Raw genomic sequence first — 23870 nt, forward strand, 5'->3', positions numbered from 1 at the left:
TCTGGCCACCATGTTCATCGGGCTGCCTCGTTCATCGGGCGGTCGCCACGATCTGCGGCGCGAGCCAACCCCAGATCATCGGGGTCGCCTCGGGCGAGAAGTGGATGCCGTCGTCGTAGAGCGTGATGCCGTGGCGAGTCGGCTGGTACGACGAACCGCACACCGCGCCCGCGAGGTCGAGGACGGGCACGTGGTGTTCCTTCGCCCACGCCGTGATGATCGCGTTGACCCGTTTCGGGTGCCCAGCCTCGGCGACGAGTTGGGGGAACTTGTCGAAGTCGCCGCGGTACTCGGGCGGCACCTGCAGTTCGTCGATGGTGCGGCACGGCACGGTCGTGACGGCGAACTTCGCCGCGCCCGAGGTGCGCGCGGTGGTGAGGGTCTTCGTCAGCGTGCGGGTGATGAGGTCGCGGTAGGCCGCGTCGTCGAGCCACAGCACCTTGCCGTCGACGTCGTGTCGCAGTGCGAGGTAGAGCGTCGGCATGAGCACGGCCAGCCGGGAGTCGGAAGAACGCACCGTGGGCCCGAACTCCGCCTTCGCTTCGCGACACGGCATGTCGTTGGGTTGCTGACGCGTCGCCGTCCACTGCACGGGCGCGTCGAGCAGGTCGCAGCCGGGGGCGCCGGCGTTCGTCACGACGAGGTTCGAGAAGTTGTCCTTCGGCATGCGCTGGGCGAGGAAGTACGGCACCGAGTCGCCGTAGAGCGTGACGGCGAGTGGTCGGGCGGGCGGCGTGTACGTCGCCTGGCCCTCGACGAGCGTCGGGATGTGCGCGACGTACTGCGGGTACTGCGGCGCAGACACCTCGTGGGCCGCCGTGCTCGCCCCGGCGGGGATGGCCAGCGCCGCGACGAGGACTCCGACGAGACCGACGGCGCCCGCGCCGCCCGCGCGCCGCCCACCGAAGGCCCGCACCCCGCGCTTGATGACGGGCTTCTCGAGCCAGCGGTAGCTCGCGTCGGCGGCGGCGTACGAGAGCACGAGCGTCGCCACCGCGAGCGGGATGACGTGCCCGTGACCGAAGGCGCGCACGAGCCACAGGTAGATGGGCCAGTGGTAGAGGTACAGCCCGTAGGAGATCTTGCCGGTGTGCACCGCGAGACGGTTGGCGTGCAGCCGCACGAGCGGCGTCGGCACGCGTTGGGCACACCCGATGATCCACGCGAGGCCGGCGAGGCTCGTGAGGAGCATCCCGCCGCGGGTGAACATCCAGTCACTCAGCGGCTCGATGAGCGCGATGCCTGTGAGCGTCGCGACGAGGCCGACCCAGCCGAGGATCTCGAGCCGGCGGTCTCCCGCATCGAGCGGATCGCGACGGTCCCGTGCCCGCAGCAGCCCACCACCACGTCCACGATGCCCCGTCCACACGCCCGCGGCGACACCGAGGGCGAGGGCCTGCATGCGCACGTCGGTGCCGTAATAGGCGTGTGCCTGCCCGCCCGGTGAGTCGAGATCGATCGTCGACGCCCACGCCGCCGACGCGAGCGCGAGGACGACGAACCCCGCGGTGCGCGCGCTGCGGCGGTGCGCGTACGTCAGCGCCGCGATGATGAGCAACGGCACGACGAGGTAGAACTGCTCCTCCACCGACAGGCTCCACGCATGGCGCGTGATGCTCGGGTGGGTGAACTCCTCGAAGTACTGATCGTCGCGCAGCACGAGGCGCCAGTTCATGACGTATGTCAGGGTCGCGAGGATGTCGCCGCGCAGGTACGTGCGCTCCCCGGCTGGCGCGAACGCCCACCCGTCGAGGGTGACGGCGCCGACCATGACGAGCAGCGCCGGCGCGAGGCGACGCACGCGCCGTCGGTAGAACTCACGCACGCTGATCCACCCGAACTCACGCTGCTCGGCGAGCAGCAGGCGCGTGATGAGGAACGCCGAGAGGACGAAGAAGACGTTCATGAGGATCCACGCGCCTGGCAGGAACGTCAGTACACCGACGTGCCACAGCATGAACACGACCATGCCGTAGCCGCGGATGCCGTCGAGCCCGGGGCGGTAGGCGAACAGTTTTGAGGCCATCGTCGTTTCTCCTGGCCTCGTTTCGCGGGGCCGGTACGGGCAGCGTCAGTCGCGCTCTTGGTCCGACAGGCGCTTGCGCCCGCGCGCGGTGCGGCGCTCGTGCACGTCGTCGTCCTCGCCGTCGTCGCCTGCGGCCCGCTCGACCTTCTCGATGCGCACGCCGCGCTCGTGGCGCTCTGCGTCGCGGTCCTCGTCACCGAGGCGTGCACGACGTGCGGGACGCTCCTCGGCGTCACGACGCTCGCGCCGCGCGGGACGCACCGGACGCTCGTCGTCATCGTCGTCGTGCTCGTCATAACGGTCGTAGCGCTCGCGTCCGCGTGCGGCGCGCCCGGAGCCGTGCGTGCCGAACAGGAGGTAGCCGAGCGCGGCGGTGGTGAGCGCGAGCGCGAGGAACAGCAGGGCGCGGTGCAGCGATTGCCCCTCGATGATGTTGCACTGCCCCTTCGCCAGGCCGGAGGTGTTGGGGGACATCGGCGAACCGCAGCCGAACAGGCTGCCGTCCTTGCCCCGGAAGTTCGTCGGGGAGACGAAGAAGTAGACCGCGACGGCCAGGAGCAGCGCGGAGATGATGGCAGCGATCTTCGTGCCGGTCGCGAGACCCGTGGGGCCCGCCTCATCGTTCGTGTTCAGCATGACCGCATGCTAGCGGTGGATTCACCTGCAATGAGGTGTATGTCACAAATACACTCAGGGCTTCGAACGAATGACTCGTGGAAGAGGATCGACCGTGGCTCGCCGCCCCCACACCCCCCTGACGTACCGCCCGGCCCTCGACGGCCTGCGCGCGCTCGCGGTGCTCGGTGTCCTCGTGTTCCACCTGTGGCCGAACGCGGCGCGCGGCGGGTGGCTCCGCGTCGACCTGTTCTTCGTCCTGTCCGGCTACCTCATCACGACGCTGCTCGTGCGCGAGTACGTCCAACGCGGCGGCATCGACTTGCGCGGGTTCTGGCTGGCACGCGCCCGACGGCTCATGCCGACGCTCGTCGTCGTCCTTCTCGCGGTGCTCGTCATGGCGACGTTCTGGACGCTGCCGTCGCGTCGTCCTGCCGTCTCACTCGACGTGCTCTCGACCCTCGCGTACGTCGCGAACTGGCACTTCATCTCCGGTGACGAGGCCTACTTCGCCTCGAACGGCACGCCCTCTCCCCTGCGTCACGCATGGTCGCTCGCCATCGAGGAGCAGTACTACCTGCTGTTCCCGCTCCTGCTGCTCGCGCTCACGCGGTTCGTCACGCGCCGCCGTCACCTCGCGTTCTGGTTGCTCGCGCTCGCTGCTGCGTCGGCGCTGTGGATGGCGCACCTGTACGTGCCCGGCGTCGACCCGACGCGCGTCTACTACGGCACCGACACCCGCGCGTTCGAATTGCTCATCGGCGCCGCCGCGGGTGCCTGGATCGGGCCGTCGCAGTGGGGTCATGCGCGCCCCGCGCCGTGGCTGCTGTGGCTCGAACGTCTCGCGTGGCCGGCGCTCTTCGCGCTGGTCATCGCGATGCTGACGTTCGACGAGTCGTCGTCCGGGCTGTTCCGTGGCGGGCTCGTCGCGTTCTGCGTCGTCGCGCTCGTGCCGATCCTCGCGGCAGCCTCGCCGCACCCGAACAGCTTCCAGCACGTGCTGTCGTTCGAGTGGCTGCGCCGGCTCGGGCTCATCAGCTACGCGCTGTACCTGTGGCACTGGCCGCTGCACGTCTACCTCGCGCCCGAGCGTCTCGGCCTCGACGCGGCGTGGGCGGGCGTCGTCCAGGCCGTCGCCGCCCTCGTGCTCGCGACGGCGACCTACCGCTTCGTGGAGCAGCCCGTGCGCCGTGGCGGGGTGCGCGCCCTGTGGCCGCGCTCGCCTGCACCTCGTCGGCTCGCCCCGATCGCGGCCGCCGCGGCGGCACTCGTCGTCGCCGGTGGGGCGTTGGCGCTACCGCACGTCTCGGGTGGCGGTTCCGATCTGGAAGCCGGTTCGGGTGGCGGCGAACTGACGTACGCGATGAAGACGTACACGCCCGGTGAGGACGTCAAGGCGATCCTCGTCGGCAACTCGATCCCGCACAGCCTGTTCGCCAACTTCCCGCAGACACGCTTTCCCGACCTGCAGCTGACGGAATCAGCGAGCTTTGGATGCACGACGTTCGCCGGGCAGGAGAGCAGTGGCGGCCAGCCGGTGCCGTCGCTGTCGAAGTGCGACCAGTTCCACGACGACTGGTACTACGGCCTCGCCGGGCGCGACACGATGCTGTATTTCCTGCCGCAGAACCTGCTCAACGACTACGAGGTCGACGGACGGATGCTGCGCGCCGGCAGCGCCGAGCACGACGCGTTCGTGCGCTCCAGCCTCGACGGCGTCGCGCAGAAGGCGAAGCAGCAGAACATCACCCACCCCTACCTCGTCGACCTGTCGTGCCACCGCGTGCCGACGATAGGAACCGACCCGACCGTCGTCGCCACCAACGACGCCGCGAAGGTCGAGCATCTCAACGACGTGGCGAAGGGCTGGGCGCGTTCCAACGGAGTCACCCTCATCGACCAGTTCGGCTTCCTCTGCCCCGGCGGGCAGTATCACGGCCGCATCAACGGCGTGAACCTCTACGCCGACGGGCTGCACTTCACCAGCGAGTCCGGCCCGATCTTCTGGAACTGGCTCGCACCGCAGATCCAGCAGCACGGTGACGGGTCGGGCGCGTCCAGCACCAGCTCGACGAGTGCGTCGAGCACCAGCGGCCGATGAGCCTGCACGCCGTCGTCCTGGCCGGTGGGTACGGCACCCGGCTGCTGCCGTTCACGCGCCGCACGCCGAAGCACCTGTTGCCGATCGGTGACGAACCCGTCATCGCGCACCAACTTCATCGTCTCGCGGCGGCGGGCGTCGAATCCGTCGTGCTCGCGACCTCGTACCACGCGGACGCCTTTCGTCCGGCGCTGGGTGACGGCGACGCGTACGGCGTCCGGTTGCGCTACAGCCGTGAGGAGCATCCGCTCGGCACCGCCGGCGCGCTGCGTCACGCGTGCGGGTTGCTCGATCTCGCGTCCGACGACGACGTGCTCGTCCTCAACGGCGACCTCATCACCGAGCATGACCTCGGCGCGCAGGTCGCCGCGCACCGGGCGCACCGGGAGTGTGCCGTTCACGCCGGCGACGCACCCCCGGTGCTCGCCACGATCCACGGACGCGCCGTGCCCGACGCGTCGGCGTACGGGTTGCTGCACCTCGACGAGGCCGGGCGCGTCACGGCGTTCGAGGAGAAGCCGCCAGGCGCGCCGGCGGGCGTCGTCAACGCGGGCACGTACGTCGTCTCCCCCGCCCTGGTCGATCTCGTGCCCGTCGACGCGGTCGTCTCCCTCGAGCGCGAGGTGTTTCCTGAGGCGAGCGAGCGCGGCGGGGTGTTCGTCCACCGCGACGACGCACCGTTCCACGACATCGGCACGCCCGCCGCCCTGCTGGCGGCGAACCTCGCCTGGGCGCGTGAGCGTGACCTCGACGCCGTCGACCTGCGAGTGGGGGCGGTTGCTGGCACCCCTGACGCGGGTGCTATCCGCGGCAGCCTGCTGCTGAGCGGATCACGCGTCGCCGCCGACGCCATCGTGAACGGCTGCATCATCGGGCCCGGCGCGGTCGTGGGGGCGGGCGCCGTGCTGGAGGACTGCGTCATCGGTGACGACGCCGTCGTCGCACCGGGTGTGCGCGCCCGCCGTGTGACACTCGACGTCGGTGAGCGACTGGGCTAAGAGCCCCATGAACGGCTCGAAGGGTCCCCGGCCGAAACCTCGGGCCCCCGGGCACGAAGCGGTGCCGAGCGCCTGCGAGATGAATGGAAAAGATCCTCAGCCGGAATCTTCCCCTGTCGGTCGGCTGCTCGTCTGAGGGGCAGCTACGAGCGTTTTCTTCTCGCCGGCCGACCCTGCGTCTCGGCTGTCGACCCTCACGGGCGGCAGCCGTCAGTGCTCGGCGTCCTGCCAGCTGTGTCCGGTGCCGACGTTGACGTCGAGCGGCACCGCGAGGTCGGCGGCCGCACCCATCTGCTCGCGCACGATGCGTTCGGCTTCGTCGCGTTCGCCCGCGCCGACCTCGACGATGAGTTCGTCGTGCACCTGCAGGAGCACCCGCGAGCGCAGGTTCGCCGCGCGCAACGCCTCGTCGACGCCGAGCATGGCCTTCTTCATGATGTCGGCCGCCGAGCCCTGGATCGGCGCGTTGAGCGCCATGCGCTCGGCCATGTCGCGGCGCTGACGGTTGTCGCTCGTCAGGTCGGGCAGGTAGCGGCGCCGGCCCATCATCGTCTCGGTGTAGCCGGTCGCGCGCGCGTCGTCGACGATCTGACGCAGGTAGTCGCGCACCCCGCCGAAGCGTTCGAAGTAGCCGTCCATGAGGCGCTGCGCCTCGGCCGTGGAGATGCGCAGCTGCTTGCTCAGGCCGAACGCCGACAGCCCGTACGCGAGGCCGTACGACATCGCCTTGACCTTCGCGCGCATCTCGGAGGTCACCTCGCTCGGCTCGACGCCGAACACGCGTGATCCGACGAACCGGTGCAGGTCCTCGCCGTCGTTGAAGGCCTGGATGAGGCCCTCGTCGCCGGACAGGTGCGCCATGACTCGCATCTCGATCTGGCTGTAGTCGGCGGACATGAGGCAGTCGTAGCCCTCGCCGACCACGAAGACGCGACGGATGCGTCGACCCGATTCGGTGCGGATCGGGATGTTCTGCAGGTTCGGGTCGGTCGAGCTGAGGCGCCCGGTCGCCGCGATCGTCTGCTGGTAGGTGGTGTGGATGCGGCCGTCGTCACCGATCGACTTGATGAGGCCCTGCACCGTCGAGCGCAGCTTCGAGGCGTCACGGTGACGCAGCAGCGCGTCGAGGAACGGGTGCGGTGCCTTCTCCGACAGGTCGGCGATCGCCTCGGCATCCGTCGTGTACCCCGTCTTCGTCTTCTTGGTCTTCGGCAGGCCCAGGGTCTCGAACAGCACGACCTGCAACTGCTTCGGCGAGCCGAGGTTGACCTGCTCGCCACCGATCGCGTCCCACGCGTCCTGCTGCGCGGCGACGACCTGCGCGTCGTAGTCGGCTTCGAGTTCGTGCAGCGCGTCGAGGTCGACGGCGATGCCTGCCTGCTCCATCGTCGCGAGCACCTCGACGATCGGCAGCTCGAGCTCGGCCATGAGCTCGATGCCACCGACGTCGGCGACCGCCTCGTCGAGCGCGGCGGCCAGGGTCGCGACGGCCGCGGCGCGCGCCATGGCGTCGTCGCCCTGCGTGGCGCCGACGTCACCGAGGTCGAGCATCCCCTGACCGGCTGCCTGCTTGCTGGTCTCGGGCAGTTCGATGTGGCAGTAGCGCAGCAGCAGATCCTCGAACCCGTACGAGCGCTGGTCGGGTCGCACGAGGTAGGCCGCGATGGCGGTGTCGTTCGTCAGCCCTGCGAGGGTGAGACCGCGCGCGGCGAGGGCGTGCATCGGGCCCTTCGCGTCATGCAGGGCCTTCGCCTTCGTCACGTCGGCGAGCCACTTGGCAAGCGCCTGCTCGTCCTCGGGTGCGAGGGTCGTCAGGTCGACGTACGCGGCGCGGCCGCTCTCGTCGGCGATCGCCAGGCCGCTCGCGTCACCCGCGCCCTTCGCCCACGTGCCGTCGACGAACAGCCCGGCGCGCCCGGTGATACCGGCGAGCCACGTCTCGACCTCGCCGTCGCCGAGCACGACGCCGTCGACGCTGACGTCGCCCTCCGCCTCGGGCTGCGCCGTGCCGAGCGTCGCGAACAGGCGGTCGCGCAGCACCTTGAACTCGAGACCGTCGAAGACGCGGTGCACCTCGTCACGGTTCCAGTCGTGGCGCGCGAGGTCGTCCGGCGTCACGGGCAGCGGCACGTCGACGAGCAGCTGGTTGAGGCGTCGGTTGCGCAGCACGCCATCGAGGTGGGCGCGCACGTTCTCGCCGGCCTTGCCCTTGATCTGGTCGACGTTGGCGACGAGGCCCTCGAGGTCGCCGTACTGCCCGATCCACTTCGCGGCCGTCTTGGGGCCGACACCGGGCACGCCGGGCAGGTTGTCGCTCTTCTCGCCGACGAGCGCGGCGAGGTCGCTGTAGCGCTCGGGCGGCACGCTGTACTTCTCCTCGACGGCGGCGGGCGTCATACGCGTCAGCTCCGAGACGCCCTTGACGGGGTACAGCACGGTGACGTTGTCGCGCACGAGCTGCAGCGCATCGCGGTCGCCGGAGCACAGGAGCACCTCGTCGAAACCGGCCTGCGTCGCCTGGGTGGTGAGTGTCGCGAGGATGTCGTCGGCCTCGTACCCGTCGACCTCGAGGTGCGTGACGCCCATCGCGTCGAGCACCTCCTTGACGAGGCTCACCTGCCCCTTGAACTCGCTCGGCGTCGTCGCGCGGCCCGCCTTGTACTCGGCGTACTCCTCGCTGCGGAACGTCTGACGCGACACGTCGAACGCGACGGCGAGGTGCGTCGGTTCCTCGTCGCGCAGCAGGTTGATGAGCATCGACGTGAAGCCGTACACGGCGTTCGTGTGCTGCCCCGTCGAGGTCGAGAAATTCTCCGCGGGCAGCGCGAAGAAGGCCCGGTAGGCGAGGGAATGTCCGTCCAACAACAACAAGCGCTTCACACGTGGCAGCCTATGTCCCAGCACCGACAACCCGAAAGGCGAGACCATGACGAGCTCCCCCACGCCCGAGACCGCAACCCACGCGCCCGAGATGACGCAGGAGCAGATGCTCGACGAACTCGCGCAGATGAGCCGCGGCACGCTCGACGAGCGCATGGGCATCCGCGTGCTCGAGGCCTCCCCCGAGCGTGTCGTCGCGACCATGCCCGTCGAGGGCAACACGCAGCCGTTCGGGTTGCTGCACGGCGGCGCGAACGTCGTTGTCGCCGAGAGCGTCGGCTCCATCGGCGCGAACATGGCCGCCGGGCCGGGACGATTCGCCGTCGGGCTCGACATCAACGCGACGCATCACCGTTCCGCGAGGAGCGGCATCGTGACGGCGACCGCGACGGCGCTGTCGATCGGGCGCACCCTCGCGGCGTACGACGTCGTCATCACCGACGATGAGGGCAACCGCACCTGCACCGCCCGCATCACGTGCATGCTGCGGGATCTGCCGAAGGGCTGAGACGCCTCCTCTGGCGACGAAGGGTTGTGGAGGCTCGCGATACCCATCGCGCGAACCTCCACAACCCTTCTCGCGTCAGGCGTCGCCGAACTCGGCGATGACGCCGTCGCAGACCTGCTGCATCGACAGACGACGATCCATCGCGGTCTTCTGGATCCAGCGGAACGCCGCGGGTTCGTCGAGGCCGAGCTTGGTGGTGAGGATGCCCTTCGCCCGGTCGAGTTGTTTGCGCGTCTCGAGCTTGGCGTTGATCGCCGCGAGTTCGTCACGCAGGGCGCGCATCTCGCGCCATCGGCGGGTCGCGACGGTGAGCGCCGGGCCGAGGTCGTTCCAGGTGAACGGTTTGACGACGTAGGCCATGACGCCCGCGTCGCTCGCGCGTTCGACGAGGTGGCGGTCGCTGAACGCCGTCAGGAGGACGACGGGGGTGAGGCCGTCGGCGCCGATCTCCTCGGCGGCGCTGATGCCATCCTTGCGGGGCATCTTGACGTCGAGCAGCGCGAGGTCGGGTCGGTGCTCGGCGATCGCAGCCACGGCCGCTTCCCCGTCGCTGACGGCGGCGACGACGTCGTAGCCGCCCGCATCGAGCATCTCGACGAGGTCGAGGCGGATGAGAGATTCGTCCTCCGCCACGACGACGCGCAGGCGCTGGTCTTGGTCGCTCGTCTCACTCACGGCGAAAATCCTACGCGTCCTGGCGCGAGAACTCGGACGCGGTACGGATCTGCTCGTCGCTGGGGCGTACGCCGGTGTAGAGGACGAACTGCTCGGCGGCCTGCAGCGCGATGACCTCGGCGCCGGTGATGACGTTCTTGCCCCGCTCCCGCGCGGCGACGACGAGCGGCGTGTCGCTCGGGCTCGCGACGACGTCGAAGATCCAGGTCGCCGCGTCGATCTCGTCGGTGGTGAAGCTCAACTGCCCCTCGCCCTCGCCGCCGGCCATGCCGAGGGGCGTGACGTTGACGAGGACGTCGGTGCCTTCCGGCACATCGCGCGAGTGCTCCCAGCCGTACTGCGCGGCGAGCTTCTCCCCCGCCTCGACGTTGCGCGCGACGACCGTTCCGTGCGTGAAGCCGGTGTCGCGGCAGGCGGCGACGACGGCCTTGCCCATGCCGCCCGAGCCGCGCACGGCGATGCGCAGGTCGGTCGGCACGCCGTGGGTCTGCAGCAGCGACGCGACGGCGACGTAATCGGTGTTGTAGCCGGTGAGGACGCCGTCGTCGTTGACGATCGTGTTGACGGAGTTGATGGCCTTCGCCGATTCGTCGAGCGCGTCGAGCATCGGGATGACCTGTTCCTTGAACGGCATGCTCACTGCCGCGCCCCGGATCGGCAGCCCCCTGATGCCGGCGACGGCCTGCGCGAGATCAACCGGCGAGAACGCCTTGTAGACGAAGTCGAGCCCCAGCTCGTCATAGAGCCGGTTGTGGAAGCGCGTGCCGATGTTGCTCGGGCGCCCCGACATCGAGATGCACAGCTGCGTGTCCTTGGAGAGCATGCGCGCCAGCCTAGCGCCGCCGCCGCGGAACGACGAAGGGCTCGACCTCGACGGTCGAGCCCTGTGCGCGTGCCGACGGGGGGATTCGAACCCCCACGCCTTGCGGCAAAGCATTTTGAGTGCTCCGTGTCTGCCATTCCACCACGTCGGCTGGTGCCCGCTCACCTTACCCGAACGCGCGCTGCCCCCGCGCACCGGGCGCGGGGGCAGCAGCGCCGATCAAGGACTGAGGCAGTATCAGTTCTGCGCGGCGGCGCTACGGGCCTTCTCGTGGTCCTCGTAGGCCGGCGCGACGCGGTTCTTCGCGTCGCCGATCTTGTGCACGCGCAGCGCGTTCGTCGAACCGGGGATGCCGGGAGGCGAACCGGCGGCGATGACGACGAGGTCACCCTCGATGCAGCGACCGTCGCCGAGGAAGATCTCGTCGACCTGCATCGACATCTCGTCCGTGTGCTTGACCTTCGGGCTGCACTCCGTCTGCACGCCCCACACGAGCGCGAGCTGCGAACGCACCGTCTCCGACGGCGTGAACGCGACGATCGGCAGGCGCGGACGCAGACGCGACATGCGCTGCGCCGAGTCGCCCGTCGTCGTGAAGTTGACCAGATGCGTGCACCTGAGCGTCTCCCCCACCTCGACGGCGGCCTTCGTCACGACGCCGCCCTTCGTGTGCGGCTGGATGCCGAGGTCGGGCACGCGCTCGAGGCCGTGCTCCTCCGTCGAGGAGATGATGCGCGCCATCGTCTTGACCGTCTCGATCGGCCACGCACCGACCGACGTCTCCCCCGACAGCATGACGGCGTCCGCGCCGTCGAGCACCGCGTTGGCGCAGTCGGAGGCCTCGGCGCGCGTCGGGCGCGGATTCTCGATCATCGACTCGAGCACCTGCGTCGCGACGATGACGGGCTTCGCCGCGCGGCGCGCGAGCTCGATGGCACGCTTCTGCACGATCGGCACGTCCTCGAGCGGCAGTTCCACGCCGAGGTCACCGCGCGCGACCATGATGCCGTCGAACGCCTCGATGATCTCGATGAGGTTCTCGACCGCCTGCGGCTTCTCGATCTTCGCGATGACGGGGCGACGGATGCCCACCTCGTCCATGATCTCGTGGCAGCGCGTGATGTCGGCGGCGTCGCGCACGAACGACAGCGCGATGAGGTCGGCGCCGGCCTTCAACGCCCAGCGCAGGTCAGCCTCGTCCTTCTCGCTGAGCGCGGGCACGCTCACCGCGACACCGGGCAGGTTGATGCCCTTGTTGTTCGACACGCGGCCCGGCACGACCACCTCGGTCACGACGTCCGTGGCCGTCACCTCGACCGCGCGCAGCGCGACCTTGCCGTCGTCGACGAGCAGCATGTCGCCGACGTTGACGTCGCCCGGCAGGCCCTTGTACGTCGTGCCGACGCGCTCGGAGTCACCGTCGACGTCCTCGGTCGTGATGGTGAAGCGGTCGCCCTTCGCGAGGTCGACCGGGCCCGCGGAGAAACGAGCGGTGCGGATCTTCGGGCCCTGCAGGTCGGCGAGGACGCCGACGGCGCGACCCGTCGCCGCAGCGGCGGCGCGGACGTGGTCGTACCGGGTCTGGTGCTCCTCGTACGAACCGTGGGAGAGGTTGAAGCGGGCGACGTCGAGGCCGGCCTCGACGAGCTCACGCGTCCGTTCGGCAGAGTCGGTAGCAGGGCCAAGGGTGGCAACAATTTTCGCGCGACGCATGCTTCCAACCCTATCGCCCGCGCGAGCGTTCCCTCAGTCGACCATCTCGCCCGGTGAGACCCCCGTCACCGTACTCGCGGGTAGGCCCGCGACGACGCGGAAACCCCCGCCGCCACGAGGGCGGCAGGGGCTTCCACGACGCGCGATCAGGCGTCAACACATGCGGACGATCACACCGTCAGCGGACGATCCGTCGGCTTGATCGGCGCGGGCAACGTCGAGTCACCCATGAGCCACATGTCGACGCCGCGCGCCGCGCTGCGGCCCTCGGCGATCGCCCACACGATGAGCGACTGGCCGCGCCCACAGTCACCGGCGACGAACACGCCGGGCACGCTCGACATGTAGTTCGCGTCGCGCTGCACGTTGCTGCGCTCGTCGGTGTCGACGCCGAGCTGCTCGAGCAGACCCTCGCCCTGCGGGCCGAGGAAGCCCATCGCGAGCAGCACGAGCTGCGCCGGGATGACTCGCTCCGAGCCTTCGACCTCCTCGAACTTGCCGTCGACGAACTTCACCTCGACGATCTTCAGACCGCTGACGTTGCCGTCGTCGTCCGCGAGGATCTCCTTCGTCGAGGCGGAGTAGACGCGCTCGCCACCCTCCTCGTGCGCCGAGGCGACGCGGAAGATCATCGGGTACGTCGGCCACGGCTGGTTGGCCGGACGCTCCTCGCCGGGCTGCGGCATGATCTCGAGGCTCGTCACCGACTTCGCGCCCTGACGCAGCGCCGTACCGATGCAGTCGGCTCCGGTGTCGCCACCACCGATGACGACGACGTCCTTGCCGGTCGCGAGGATCTGACCCTCGACCTCGCCGCCGAGCGCGACGCGGTTGGCCTGGGGCAGGTACTCCATCGCCTGGTACGTGCCCGTGTGCTCGCGCCCCGGCACCGGCAGGTCGCGACGCACCGTCGCGCCCATCGCGAGGACGACGGCGTCGTAGCGCGAGCGCAGCTGCTCCGCCGTCAGCGTCACGCCGATCTCGGTGTTGCAGCGGAAACGGGTGCCCTCGGCCTTCATCTGCTCGATGCGACGATCGAGGATGCCCTTCTCCATCTTGAACTCGGGGATGCCGTAGCGCATCAGGCCACCGGGGGCGTCGTCGCGCTCGAACACGGCGACGGTGTGCCCGGCGCGCGTCAGCTGCTGCGCGGCGGCGAGGCCCGCGGGCCCCGAACCGACGACGGCGACCGTCTTGCCCGTCAGGCGCGTCGGCACCTGCGGCGTGACGTAACCACGCTCGAAGCCCTCCTCGACGACCGTCTTCTCGACCTGCTTGATCGTGACGGCGGGCTGGCTGATGCCGAGCACGCACGCCGTCTCGCAGGGCGCGGGGCACAGGCGTCCGGTGAACTCGGGGAAGTTGTTCGTGGCGTGGAGGCGCTCGATGGCCTCCTCCCACTCACCCTTCCACGACAGGTCGTTCCACTCGGGGATGAGGTTGCCGAGGGGGCAGCCCGAGTGACAGAACGGGATGCCGCAGTCCATGCATCGGCCGGCCTGACGCTGCACGGTGCCGAGCTGCTGCTCCTCGTACACCTCCTTCCAGTCGCGGATGCGAACGGGAACGGGGCGACGTTCGGGCAGCTCGCGCTCCCGGGTCTTGAGGAATCCGCGGGGGTCAGCCACGTCAACTCACCTCCATGATCTTGTCCCACACCTGGGCGCTGTCGGGGTCGACGCCCATGCCTTCGGCGTCCTTGCGGATGCTCAGCACGCGCTGGTACTCACGCGGCGTGACGAGCGAGAAACGGACGAGGCTCGAAGGCCAGTCGTTCAGCAACGACTCGGCGACGGATGAACCCGTCTCGGCGGCGTGCTTCGTCAGCAGCTCCTTGACGACGTCCTCGTCCTCGGCGCGCAGACCGGTGACCTCGACGAGCTCGCGGTTGACAAGGTCGGCGTCGAGATCGAGGACGTACGCCTCACCGCCCGACATGCCGGCCGCGAAGTTGCGTCCGGTCGCGCCGAGGATGAGCACGCGACCACCGGTCATGTACTCGCAGCCGTGATCGCCCACGCCCTCGACGACGGCCGTCGCTCCCGAGTTGCGGACGCAGAAGCGTTCGCCGACCTTGCCGCGCAGGAAGATCTCACCGCTGGTCGCGCCATAACCGATGACGTTGCCCGCGATGGCGTTCTCCTCGGCGACGAGGGCCGTCTCGGTGTCGGGACGGATGATGATGCGCCCACCCGACAGGCCCTTGCCGACGTAGTCGTTGCCCTCGCCGACGAGCCGCAGCGTCAGGCCCTTCGGGATGAAGGCGCCGAAGCTCTGCCCGCCCGCACCGCGCAGCGTGATGTCGACGAAGTCGTCGTGGAGCAATTCATCGAGGTAGCGCTTGGTCAACTCGTGGCCGAGCATCGTGCCGACGGTGCGGTTGACGTTCGACACCTTCGTCTCGAACGCGACCGGCGTCTTGTGCTCGATGGCGTCCTTCGCCTTCGCGATGAGTTCGTTGTCGAGCGCAGCGTCGAGGTGGTGATCCTGACCCTGCGTGTTGAACAGCTCACCGCCGAACGGCATCTCCGCTTTCGCGAAGATCGGCGCGAGGTCGAGACCACTGGCCTTCCAGTGCTCGACGGCCTCGTCTGTGTCGAGCGCCTCGACGTGCCCGACGGCCTCCTCGATCGAACGGAAACCGAGCTCGGCGAGGATCTCGCGCACCTCCTCGGCGATGTACTCGAAGAACGTCTCGACGAACTCCGGCTTGCCGCTGAAACGCTCGCGCAGCTCCGGGTTCTGCGTCGCGATGCCGACCGGGCAGGTGTCGAGGTGACACACGCGCATCATGATGCAGCCGCTGACGACGAGGGGCGCGGTTGCGAAACCGAACTCCTCCGCGCCGAGCAGCGCGGCGATGACGACGTCACGGCCCGTCTTGAGCTGGCCGTCGGTCTGCACGACGATGCGGTCGCGCAGGCCGTTGAGCAACAGCGTCTGCTGCGCTTCGGCGAGGCCGAGCTCCCACGGCCCACCGGCGTGCTTGAGCGAGGTCAGCGGTGAGGCTCCCGTGCCGCCGTCGTGGCCGGAGATGAGCACGACGTCCGCGTGGGCCTTCGAGACACCCGCGGCGACGGTGCCGACGCCGACCTCGGAGACGAGCTTGACGTGGATGCGCGCGCTCGGGTTCGCGTTCTTCAGGTCGTGGATGAGCTGCGCGAGATCCTCGATCGAGTAGATGTCGTGGTGCGGCGGCGGCGAGATGAGACCCACGCCGGGCGTCGCGTGACGCGTGCGCGCCACCCACGGGTACACCTTCGGCCCGGGCAGCTGACCGCCCTCGCCGGGCTTCGCGCCCTGCGCCATCTTGATCTGGATGTCGTCGGCCTCCGTCAGGTACAGCGACGTCACGCCGAAGCGACCCGAGGCGACCTGCTTGATCGCCGAACGACGCTTCGGGTCGAGCAGGCGATCGACGTCCTCGCCGCCCTCTCCGGTGTTCGACTTCGCGCCCAGGCGGTTCATCGCGATCGCGAGCGTCTCGTGTGCCTCCTTCGAGATCGAGCCGTACGACATCGCGCCCGTCGAGAAGCGCTTGACGATGGCGCTCGCCGGCTCCACCTCGTCGATCGAGATCGACGGACGGTCGGAGGCGAACTTGAAGAGCCCGCGCAGCGTCATGAGCTCTGCCGACTGGTCGTCGACGGCCTGCGTGTACTGCTTGAAGATGTCGTAACGACGCGCGCGCGTCGAGTGCTGGAGGCGGAACACCGTCGTCGGGTTGAACAGGTGCGGTGCACCCTCGCGGCGCCACTTGTACTCGCCACCGACCTCGAGCTCGCGATGCGCGGGGCCCTGGCCGTCGCTCGGGTAGGCCTTCGCGTGACGCGCCGCGACCTCGGCCGCGATGACGTCGAGACCGATGCCGCCGAGACGCGACGTCGTCGCGGTGAAGTACTCGTCGACGACCTCCTGGCTGAGGCCGAGCGCCTCGAACACCTGCGCGCCGCGGTAGGAGGCGACGGTCGAGATGCCCATCTTCGACATGACCTTGAGCAGGCCCTTGCCGAGCGCCTTGATGAGGTTCTTGACGGCCTGCTCGGGCGTCGTGTCACCGAGCGCACCCTCATGGGCGAGCTGCTCGACGGACTCCATCGCGAGGTACGGGTTGACGAGCGCCGCGCCGTAGCCGACGAGCAGCGCGACGTGGTGGACCTCGCGCACATCGCCGGCCTCGACGACGAGCCCGACCTGCAGACGCGTCTTCTGACGGATGAGGTGGTGGTGCACCGCCGCCGTCAGCAGCAGCGACGGGATCGGCGCGAACTCGGCGTTCGAGTCACGATCGGACAGGACGACGAAGCGGTGACCGTCGGCGATCGCCTGGTCGACCTCGGCGAAGATGCCCTGCAGGCGCGCCTTGAGCGCGCTCGCACCACCGTCGACGCGGTACGTGCCGCGGATGACGTACGCCGCGAAGCCGGCGCGGTCGCCGTCGGCGTTGATGTGGACGATCTTCGCGAGCTCGTCGTTGTCGATGACGGGGAAGCCGAACTCGACCTGCTTGACGTGCTCGGGGCCGTCGGTGAGCAGGTTGCCCTCCGGACCCATCGTCGTGCCGAGGCTCGTGACGAGCTCCTCGCGGATCGCGTCGAGCGGCGGGTTCGTCACCTGCGCGAACAGCTGCGTGAAGTAGTCGAACAGCAGGCGTGGGCGCGAGCTGAGGACGGCGACGGGCGTGTCGGTGCCCATCGAACCGAGCGCCTCGGCGCCCGTCGACGCCATCGGCGTCAGCAGGATCTTCAGCTCCTCGTTCGTGTAGCCGAACGTCTGCTGACGGCGCGTGACCGAGCTGAACGAATGGGTGATGTGCTCACGATCCGGCAGGTCGCCGACCTTGACGATGCCCGAGTCGAGCCACTCCTGATACGGCTTCGCCGTGGCGAGTTCGCCCTTGATCTCCTCGTCCGGGATGATGCGCCCGGCCTCGGTGTCGATGAGGAACATCTTGCCCGGCTGCAGGCGCCCACGCTCGACGACGTCCTCCGGCGCGAGGCCGAGCACACCCGCCTCGGAGGCGAGGACGACGAGGCCGTCCTTCGTCACCGAGTAACGCCCGGGACGCAGGCCGTTGCGGTCGAGGACGGCGCCGATGAGCGAACCGTCGGTGAACGTCACGCACGCGGGGCCGTCCCACGGCTCCATGAACGCGGCGTGGTACTCGTAGAACGCGCGACGCGCCGGGTCCATCGTCGCGTGGTTCTCCCACGCCTCGGGGATCATCATGAGCACCGAGTGCGGCAGGCTGCGACCCGACAGGTGCAGCAGTTCGAGGGCCTCGTCGAACGTCGCCGAGTCGGACGCGTTCGGGGTGCAGATCGGCAGCAGGCGAGACAGGTCGCCGGGGATGATGTCGCTGCGCAACTGCGACTCGCGTGCGCTCATCCAGTTGCGGTTGCCGCGCACCGTGTTGATCTCACCGTTGTGCGCGATGAAGCGGAACGGGTGCGCGAGCGGCCAGCTCGGGAACGTGTTCGTCGAGAACCGGCTGTGCACGAGGGCCAGCGCCGTCTCGAACCGCTCGTCCGACAGGTCGGGGTAGAACTGCTCGAGCTGCGCCGTCGTCAGCATGCCCTTGTGGACCATGGTGCGCGCCGACAGCGACGCGAAGTAGACGTCGAGCTCGTTCTCGGCGCGCTTGCGCGCACAGAACGCGAGACGGTCGAGTTCGAGGCCCGAGGCGTCGCCGTCCTTCGCCGCGACGAACACCTCGCGGAAGACCGGCATCGTGCCGCGCGCCGACTCACCGACGACGTCGGGGTTGACGGGGACGTCACGCCAGCCGAGGACGACGAGGCCTTCCTCGTCGGCGATGCGGTCGAAGCCCTCGCCGACGTGCCACTGGCCGTCGGCGTCCTGCGGCAGGAACGCGATGCCGACGGCGTAGGAGCCCTTCGCGGGCAGCTCGAAGTCGACGACCTCGCGCAGGAACGCGTCGGGGATCTGCGTGAGGATGCCGGCGCCGTCGCCGACGAGCGGGTCGGCGCCCGTGGCACCGCGGTGGTCGAGGTTGGTCAGGGCCAGCAGCGCCGCGTCGACGATGTCGTGGCCGGCGTGGCCCCGCATCGTCGCGACGAGCGCGACACCACAGGCGTCATGCTCGAACGTGGGGTCGTACAACCCCTGGGCAGCGGGCTGGGCGGAGAAAGCATGAGCAGACATGACTCACCGTCCTGTTCGTCGTCGGGACGCCCGAGCGCAGGGCGCACGAGGCATCGGGTCGGGTCGAAACCACCGCGGGACGGCATTGGCCTGCGGGTTTTATGCATTCTATCGAATGTTCATGCGCGCTCACCACGTGGACGAGCGCGTCTCAGCTGACGATACAGCTCAGGAGGCCTCGTCGGCCGTGGTGTCCGCATCGTGTGCACCGTGGGCATCCGGCTCGAGCTGGTGCGCCGCCCGTGGGTCGGCGGACGCACGCCGGCGCGCGATGAAGATCGCGAGGCCGAGCAGGAAGACGATGCCGCACACCCACACGTTGACGCGCACACCGAGGATGCGGTTCGCGAAGTCGCTGCGCATCAACTCGACGACGATGCGGCCTAGCGGGTACAGCATGACGTACAGCGCGAACGCCTGCCCCTGGCGCAGCCGCCCCGAATCCGACAGGCGCCAGATGACGAGGGCGATGAGCATGCACCAGATCGCCTCGTAGAGGAACGTCGGGTGGAACGTGCCGAGGACGACGGGGGCACCGGTCGAGTCGACGACCGAACGCCCCTTGTTCATGTCCCACTGGTGGATCTCGAGGGCCCACGGCACGTTCGTCGCGCGACCGTACAACTCGTTGTTGAAATAGTTGCCGAACCGGCCGATCGCCTGCGCGAGCGGCAGCGCGGGGGCGACGCAGTCGGCGAGCACCGGGAACGGGACGCCCGCCTTGCGCGCGCCCAACCAGGCGCCGACGGCGCCCAGGACGACGGCGCCCCAGATGCCGAGGCCGCCCTCCCACACCTTGAACGCGTCGAGCGGGTGCCCGCCCTCGCCGAAGTACGGTTGCGGCGTCGTGATGACGTGGTACAGCCGCCCCCCGACGATGCCGAACGGCACGATCCACAGGGCGACGTCGACGGCCGCGTCACGCGAGTAGCCGCGCCCTTCGAGGCGCCGCCCGGTGATCATCGTCGCGATGACGACGCCCGCCAGGATGCAGATCGCATACGCCCGAAGGGGCACCGGGCCCAGCCACAGCACCCCTTCGGTCGGTGAAGGAATCTCCGTCAGCATCAGAACTTGGCCAGCACCTTGTCGATCGTGGTGGGCGTCGAGTTCTCGATGTTCATCATGCCGGCCATGTCGGCGTTGTCGACGTCCTTGCCGTTGATCTTGACGACCGGCGTGGAGTTGACCCCGGCCTTGTTGGTCTCGGACTCGGTCTTCTTGACGTACGCCGAGTACCGGTTGTCGTTGACGCACTTCTCATAGGACGAGCCCTTGACGCCCACCTCCTTCGCGAGCTTGATGAGCGTCTCGTTCGTGTAGCCGACGCCCTCCTTGGGCTGGTTCTCGAACACCTTCGTCGTGAAGTCGGAGAACTTTCCGGCGGTGGCGGTGCAGAACGCGGCGTTCGCGGCTCGGGCAGAGCTGTCGCCGGGCAGGTTCTCATCGAGGAAGGTCTTGACGTGGTACGTCAGCTTGACGTCACCGGCCTTCGCCATGTCCAGGAGCTTGGCTCCCTGGGCCTGCTCGAACTGCTTGCAGTACGGGCACTGGTAGTCGAAGTAGACGTCGACCTTCTTCGCGTCGGCCTTGGCCTTGTCGGCGAACACCGGCATGCCCTGGCCGTTGGCGAGTGCACCCGTCGGGGTGTCACCGGCAGCGACAGGGGTGTCGGTGTCATCGCTCTTGTTGAGCGAGAGGAAGGCGACGGCCGCGATCGCGAGGACGGCCACGAGGCCGACGATCGCGGCGATCAAGCCCTTGCTGGGGCCCTGCTTGGGCGCCACGGATTGCAGCTTGGTGGAAGCATCAGGTCGCATGGGTGAAGCCTTTCACAGATGGCGGGGGCGTTGAGTCACGAAGATCGTTCAGCCCCACAGCGCCCCGTCGGCGCTGAAGCGGCTGCGCGGGCGCCAGGCGAGCAGCCCGGCGAGGATGAGAAAGACGATGTCGCGGCCGATCTCCTGCGGATACTTCGTCTGGCTCGCGGCAACCGCCCCGCCCTCGGAGAAGCACCCACAGTCGATCGAGATGCCGCGCGCCCACGCCGAGGCGATGCCCGCGATGAAGATGACGAGCAGCAGCGCGGAGATGATCGCCGCGAAGCGGGTGAACAGGCCGACGAGCAGGATGACGCCGAGCGCCACCTCCGCCAGCGGCAGGATCGTGCCGATGACGTTCGCGACGTCGTAGGAGAACAGGTCGTATGCGCGCACCGAGCGGCGCGAGGCGTCGAGGTGCGTGAGCTTCGGCAGGCCTGCATAGAGGAAGACGCCGGCGAGCACGAGGCGCAGCACGAGGGCGATCCACGGCCAGCGGTTCGAGCGCTCGGCGGTGGGCTTGGTCGTGCTCGTGTCCATGCTGGTGCTCAACGTCGTACTCCGTCGCTCAGTTCCTTCGTGGCCTCGGCGAGGGCCGCCAGGCCGCGTTCGGGGTCGGTGTCGAGCAGCGTCTTGACGAGCGCGGAACCGACGATGACACCGTCGGCGTATCGGCCGATCTCGCGCGCCTGTTCCGCCGTCGAGACGCCGAGGCCGACGCAGACGGGCAGGTCGGTGGCGGCCTTCGTCCGCTCGACGAGACCCTTCGCGGCGTCGCCGACGCTCGTGCGCGCACCCGTGACGCCCATGACGGACGCCGCGTAGACGAAGCCCGAGCAGTTCGCCGTCGTCGCCGCGACGCGGGCGGGCGTCGAACTGGGCGCGACGAGGAAGATCTTCGCGAGGCCGAGCTCGTCGGCGACGGCGATCCACTCGTCGGCCTCGTCGGGCACGAGGTCGGGGGTGATGAGGCCGGCTCCCCCGGCGGCCTTCAACTCCTCCGCGAAACGGCGGATGCCGTAGCGCAGCACCGGGTTCCAGTACGTCATGACGACGGCCGCGCCACCGGCGTCGGTGACGGCCCGCACGACGCGGAAGACGTCCGCGGTGTGCACACCGCCCGCGAGAGCCTGCGTCGCGGCGCTCTGGATGACGGGGCCGTCCATGAGCGGATCGGTGTACGGCAGGCCGACCTCGACGATGTCGCAACCGTTCTCGACCATGACCTGCGCGGCGCGGATCGAATCCGCGACGCTCGGGAAGCCTGCGGGAAGGTAGCCGACGAGGGCGGCGCGTCCTTCGTCACGGGTGGCGGCGAAGACGGCGTCCAGCGGGATGGGGGTGCTCACAGCTTCGTCTCCTCGTCCTCGCCGCGGACGACGGTCTCGTCTTCATCGATGAGCCCGAACCAGCGGGCGGCGGTGTGCACGTCCTTGTCGCCGCGCCCGGAGAGGCTGACGAGGATCAGCCCGTCCTCGCCCAGCTCGGCGCCGACCTTCATCGCGCCCGCGAGGGCGTGCGCCGACTCGATGGCCGGCAGGATGCCCTCGGTCTGTGACAGCAGCCGGAACGCCTCCATCGCCTCGACGTCGGTGATCGGGTGGTACTCGGCGCGACCGATGTCCTTGAGGTAGCTGTGCTCCGGACCGACGCTCGGGTAGTCGAGGCCCGCGGACACCGAGTGCGTCTCGATCGTCTGGCCCTCCTCGTCCTGGATGACGTAGGTGTACGCACCGTGCAGGACGCCCGGCGTGCCCTGGCCGCTGAAGCGCGACGCATGCTTGCCGCTCGCGATGCCCTCGCCGCCGCCCTCGAGGCCGACGAGGCGAACGCCGTCGTCACCGATGAAGCGGTGAAAGATACCCATCGCGTTCGAGCCGCCGCCGACGCAGGCGCAGACTGCGTCGGGCAGGCGCCCGGCCTCGGCGAGGATCTGCTCGCGGGCCTCCTCACCGATGAGCTTGTGGAAGTCGCGCACCATCTCGGGGAACGGGTAGGGGCCCGTCACCGTGCCGAGCACGTAGTGCGTCGTGTCGACGTTGGCGACCCAGTCGCGGAACGCCTCGTTGACGGCGTCCTTGAGCGTCTGGCTGCCGTGCTCGACGGGCACGACGCTTGCGCCGAGCAGCTGCATGCGTGCGACGTTGAGGGCCTGACGCTCGGTGTCGACCTTGCCCATGTAGACGACGCACTCGAGGCCCATGAGCGCCGCGGCCGTCGCGGTGGCAACGCCGTGCTGGCCGGCACCCGTCTCCGCGATGACGCGCGTCTTGCCCATGCGCTTGGCCAGCAGCGCCTGGCCGAGGACGTTGTTGATCTTGTGCGAGCCGGTGTGGTTGAGATCCTCGCGCTTGAGGAGGACGCGCGCGCCGCCGCAGTGCTCGGCGAAGCGCTTGACCTCCGTGATCGGGCTCGGACGGCCCGTGTATGTGCGGTGCAGTTCGGCGAGTTCGTGGCGAAACTCATCGTCCACCATCGCCTTCTGGCGTTGCTCGTCGAGCTCTTCGAGCGCGGCGACGAGGGCCTCGGGGACGTAGCGTCCGCCGTAGTCGCCGAAGCGCCCGAGGCCGTGCGGCGCGAGACCGTCGTGGCGCGGTTCGCCGAGCGGGGTGGGGTCGGTCATGCGGGCGTCCCTTCGACGGCTGACGCGTTCGTGGCGTCCGCGCACGCGGTGATGATGTCGGCAAGCCCCTGCTGGGGGTCGCCGTTCTTGACGAGTGCCTCGCCGATGAGCAGCGCCTGTGCGCCCTCGCGGGCGTAGCGGGCGGCATCGGCGGGCCCGGAGATGCCCGACTCGGCGACCTTGACGACGTGCGCCGACAGCGTCGCGGCGATCGGGCCGAACACCTCGGGGTGGACGTCGAGCGTCTTGAGGTTACGGGCGTTGACGCCGAGCAGCTGCGCGTCGACGGCAAGTGCCCGTTCCGCTTCGGCGGTGTCGTGGACCTCGACGAGCGCCGTCATCCCGAGTTCGCGCGTGAGAGCCGCGAAGTCGCGCAGCTGTGCGTCGTCGAGGGCGGCGACGATGAGGAGGACGAGGTCGGCGCCATGGGCGCGGGCCTCGAAGAACTGGTACGGCTCGACCATGAAGTCCTTGCGCAGCACCGGGATGTCGACGGCGGCGCGCACGGCGTCGAGATCGGAGAGCGACCCGCCGAACCGGCGCTGCTCGGTGAGCACCGAGATCGCGGTCGCTCCCCCGTCGGCGTACTGCGCGGCGAGCGCGGCCGGATCGGGGATCTGCGCGAGCGCGCCCTTGCTCGGGCTGGATCGCTTCACCTCGGAGATGACGGCGATGCGCCGCGCCTCGCGGGCGGCGTGGAACGCGGCGAGCGCGTCGCGTGCGGGCGGTGCGGCGTCGGCGTCACGCGTGACGTCGGCGAGGCTGCGAGCGCGCACGCGCTCGGCGAGGTCGTCTCGCACCCCGGCGATGATCGAGTCGAGAACAGTGGTCACGGTCGAATCCAATCAGCGTGACAGGGCACGGCGCCGCCGGTTCCAGCGTGTGGTCACGGCGCGCGCCGGGCCCGTCAGGCCGCGGCGCGG

At 69.4% G+C, this 23870-nt stretch carries 17 protein-coding genes and 1 tRNA gene; 3 read left to right on the forward strand and 15 right to left on the reverse strand.

Features of this window, described 5'->3' with window-relative positions:
• Positions 1–31 precede the first annotated feature (31 nt).
• Together EDC82_RS07730 and EDC82_RS07735 are read right to left on the reverse strand one after the other, a co-directional pair.
• The gene (locus tag EDC82_RS07730) at positions 32–2026 is read right to left on the reverse strand and encodes an acyltransferase (protein WP_131941092.1); all 1995 of its coding nucleotides are present in this window, start codon (positions 2024–2026) and stop codon (positions 32–34) included.
• Positions 2027–2071: 45 nt separating this feature from the next.
• Entirely contained in the window at positions 2072–2662 is a 591-nt protein-coding gene (locus tag EDC82_RS07735) for a hypothetical protein (RefSeq protein ID WP_131941094.1), read from the reverse strand.
• 94 nt (positions 2663–2756) lie between these two features.
• On the opposite strand from EDC82_RS07735, the gene EDC82_RS07740 reads away from it, so the two are divergent.
• Both EDC82_RS07740 and EDC82_RS07745 read left to right on the forward strand, forming a co-directional pair.
• Complete coding sequence (locus EDC82_RS07740; RefSeq protein WP_160126209.1) at positions 2757–4742, forward strand: acyltransferase; 1986 nt, start codon at positions 2757–2759, stop codon at positions 4740–4742.
• Positions 4739–5740, forward strand: coding sequence for a sugar phosphate nucleotidyltransferase (locus EDC82_RS07745; RefSeq protein WP_131941098.1), 1002 nt, complete (start codon positions 4739–4741; stop codon positions 5738–5740). Before EDC82_RS07740 ends, EDC82_RS07745 begins: the two co-directional genes overlap by 4 nt.
• A 210-nt stretch (positions 5741–5950) precedes the next feature.
• Here the strand turns inward: EDC82_RS07745 and polA are convergent, their stop codons facing one another.
• Positions 5951–8620, reverse strand: a complete 2670-nt coding sequence (gene polA / locus EDC82_RS07750) for a DNA polymerase I (RefSeq protein ID WP_200829291.1) — start codon at positions 8618–8620, stop codon at positions 5951–5953.
• A 46-nt stretch (positions 8621–8666) separates the two neighbouring features.
• Here polA and EDC82_RS07755 point away from each other — a divergent pair, with 46 nt between their 5' ends.
• A complete protein-coding gene (locus EDC82_RS07755) occupies positions 8667–9128 on the forward strand; it encodes a PaaI family thioesterase (protein WP_006943746.1) in 462 nt (153 codons plus the stop codon).
• A 75-nt stretch (positions 9129–9203) separates the two neighbouring features.
• Here the strand turns inward: EDC82_RS07755 and EDC82_RS07760 are convergent, their stop codons facing one another.
• The 12 genes from EDC82_RS07760 to trpC all read right to left on the reverse strand — a co-directional run bounded on the left by EDC82_RS07760 (position 9204) and on the right by trpC (position 23780).
• Positions 9204–9803, reverse strand: a complete 600-nt coding sequence (locus EDC82_RS07760; RefSeq protein ID WP_006943731.1) for an ANTAR domain-containing response regulator — start codon at positions 9801–9803, stop codon at positions 9204–9206.
• A gap of 10 nt (positions 9804–9813) precedes the next feature.
• Positions 9814–10626 (reverse strand): shikimate 5-dehydrogenase, encoded by an 813-nt coding sequence (locus EDC82_RS07765; RefSeq protein WP_006943807.1) that lies wholly within the window; start codon positions 10624–10626, stop codon positions 9814–9816.
• A gap of 70 nt (positions 10627–10696) precedes the next feature.
• Positions 10697–10777, reverse strand: a tRNA-Leu gene (locus tag EDC82_RS07770).
• Positions 10778–10863: 86 nt separating this feature from the next.
• Positions 10864–12339, reverse strand: a complete 1476-nt coding sequence (gene pyk, locus EDC82_RS07775; RefSeq protein ID WP_062258185.1) for a pyruvate kinase — start codon at positions 12337–12339, stop codon at positions 10864–10866.
• Between the two features lie 170 nt (positions 12340–12509).
• Positions 12510–13967, reverse strand: a complete 1458-nt coding sequence (locus tag EDC82_RS07780) for a glutamate synthase subunit beta (RefSeq protein WP_006943774.1) — start codon at positions 13965–13967, stop codon at positions 12510–12512.
• A 1-nt stretch (position 13968) separates the two neighbouring features.
• Entirely contained in the window at positions 13969–18504 is a 4536-nt protein-coding gene (gltB, locus tag EDC82_RS07785) for a glutamate synthase large subunit (protein WP_006943749.1), read from the reverse strand.
• 168 nt (positions 18505–18672) lie between these two features.
• On the reverse strand, positions 18673–19572 hold the full coding sequence (gene lgt / locus EDC82_RS07790) for a prolipoprotein diacylglyceryl transferase (RefSeq protein ID WP_006943814.1): 900 nt from the start codon (positions 19570–19572) through the stop codon (positions 18673–18675).
• Positions 19572–20324, reverse strand: a complete 753-nt coding sequence (locus EDC82_RS07795) for a thioredoxin domain-containing protein (RefSeq protein WP_006943804.1) — start codon at positions 20322–20324, stop codon at positions 19572–19574. Before EDC82_RS07795 ends, lgt begins: the two co-directional genes overlap by 1 nt.
• 48 nt (positions 20325–20372) lie before the next feature.
• Entirely contained in the window at positions 20373–20876 is a 504-nt protein-coding gene (locus EDC82_RS07800; RefSeq protein WP_231729550.1) for a MauE/DoxX family redox-associated membrane protein, read from the reverse strand.
• Complete coding sequence (gene trpA / locus EDC82_RS07805) at positions 20873–21673, reverse strand: tryptophan synthase subunit alpha (RefSeq protein WP_006943817.1); 801 nt, start codon at positions 21671–21673, stop codon at positions 20873–20875. The genes EDC82_RS07800 and trpA overlap by 4 nt, the downstream gene beginning before the upstream one ends.
• Complete coding sequence (gene trpB, locus EDC82_RS07810; RefSeq protein ID WP_074039431.1) at positions 21670–22947, reverse strand: tryptophan synthase subunit beta; 1278 nt, start codon at positions 22945–22947, stop codon at positions 21670–21672. The genes trpA and trpB overlap by 4 nt, the downstream gene beginning before the upstream one ends.
• Entirely contained in the window at positions 22944–23780 is an 837-nt protein-coding gene (gene trpC / locus EDC82_RS07815) for an indole-3-glycerol phosphate synthase TrpC (RefSeq protein ID WP_074039565.1), read from the reverse strand. Before trpC ends, trpB begins: the two co-directional genes overlap by 4 nt.
• Positions 23781–23870: the final 90 nt, after the last annotated feature.

This window comes from Dermacoccus sp. SAI-028 (assembly GCF_004346775.1).
Taxonomy (GTDB): domain Bacteria; phylum Actinomycetota; class Actinomycetes; order Actinomycetales; family Dermatophilaceae; genus Dermacoccus; species Dermacoccus nishinomiyaensis.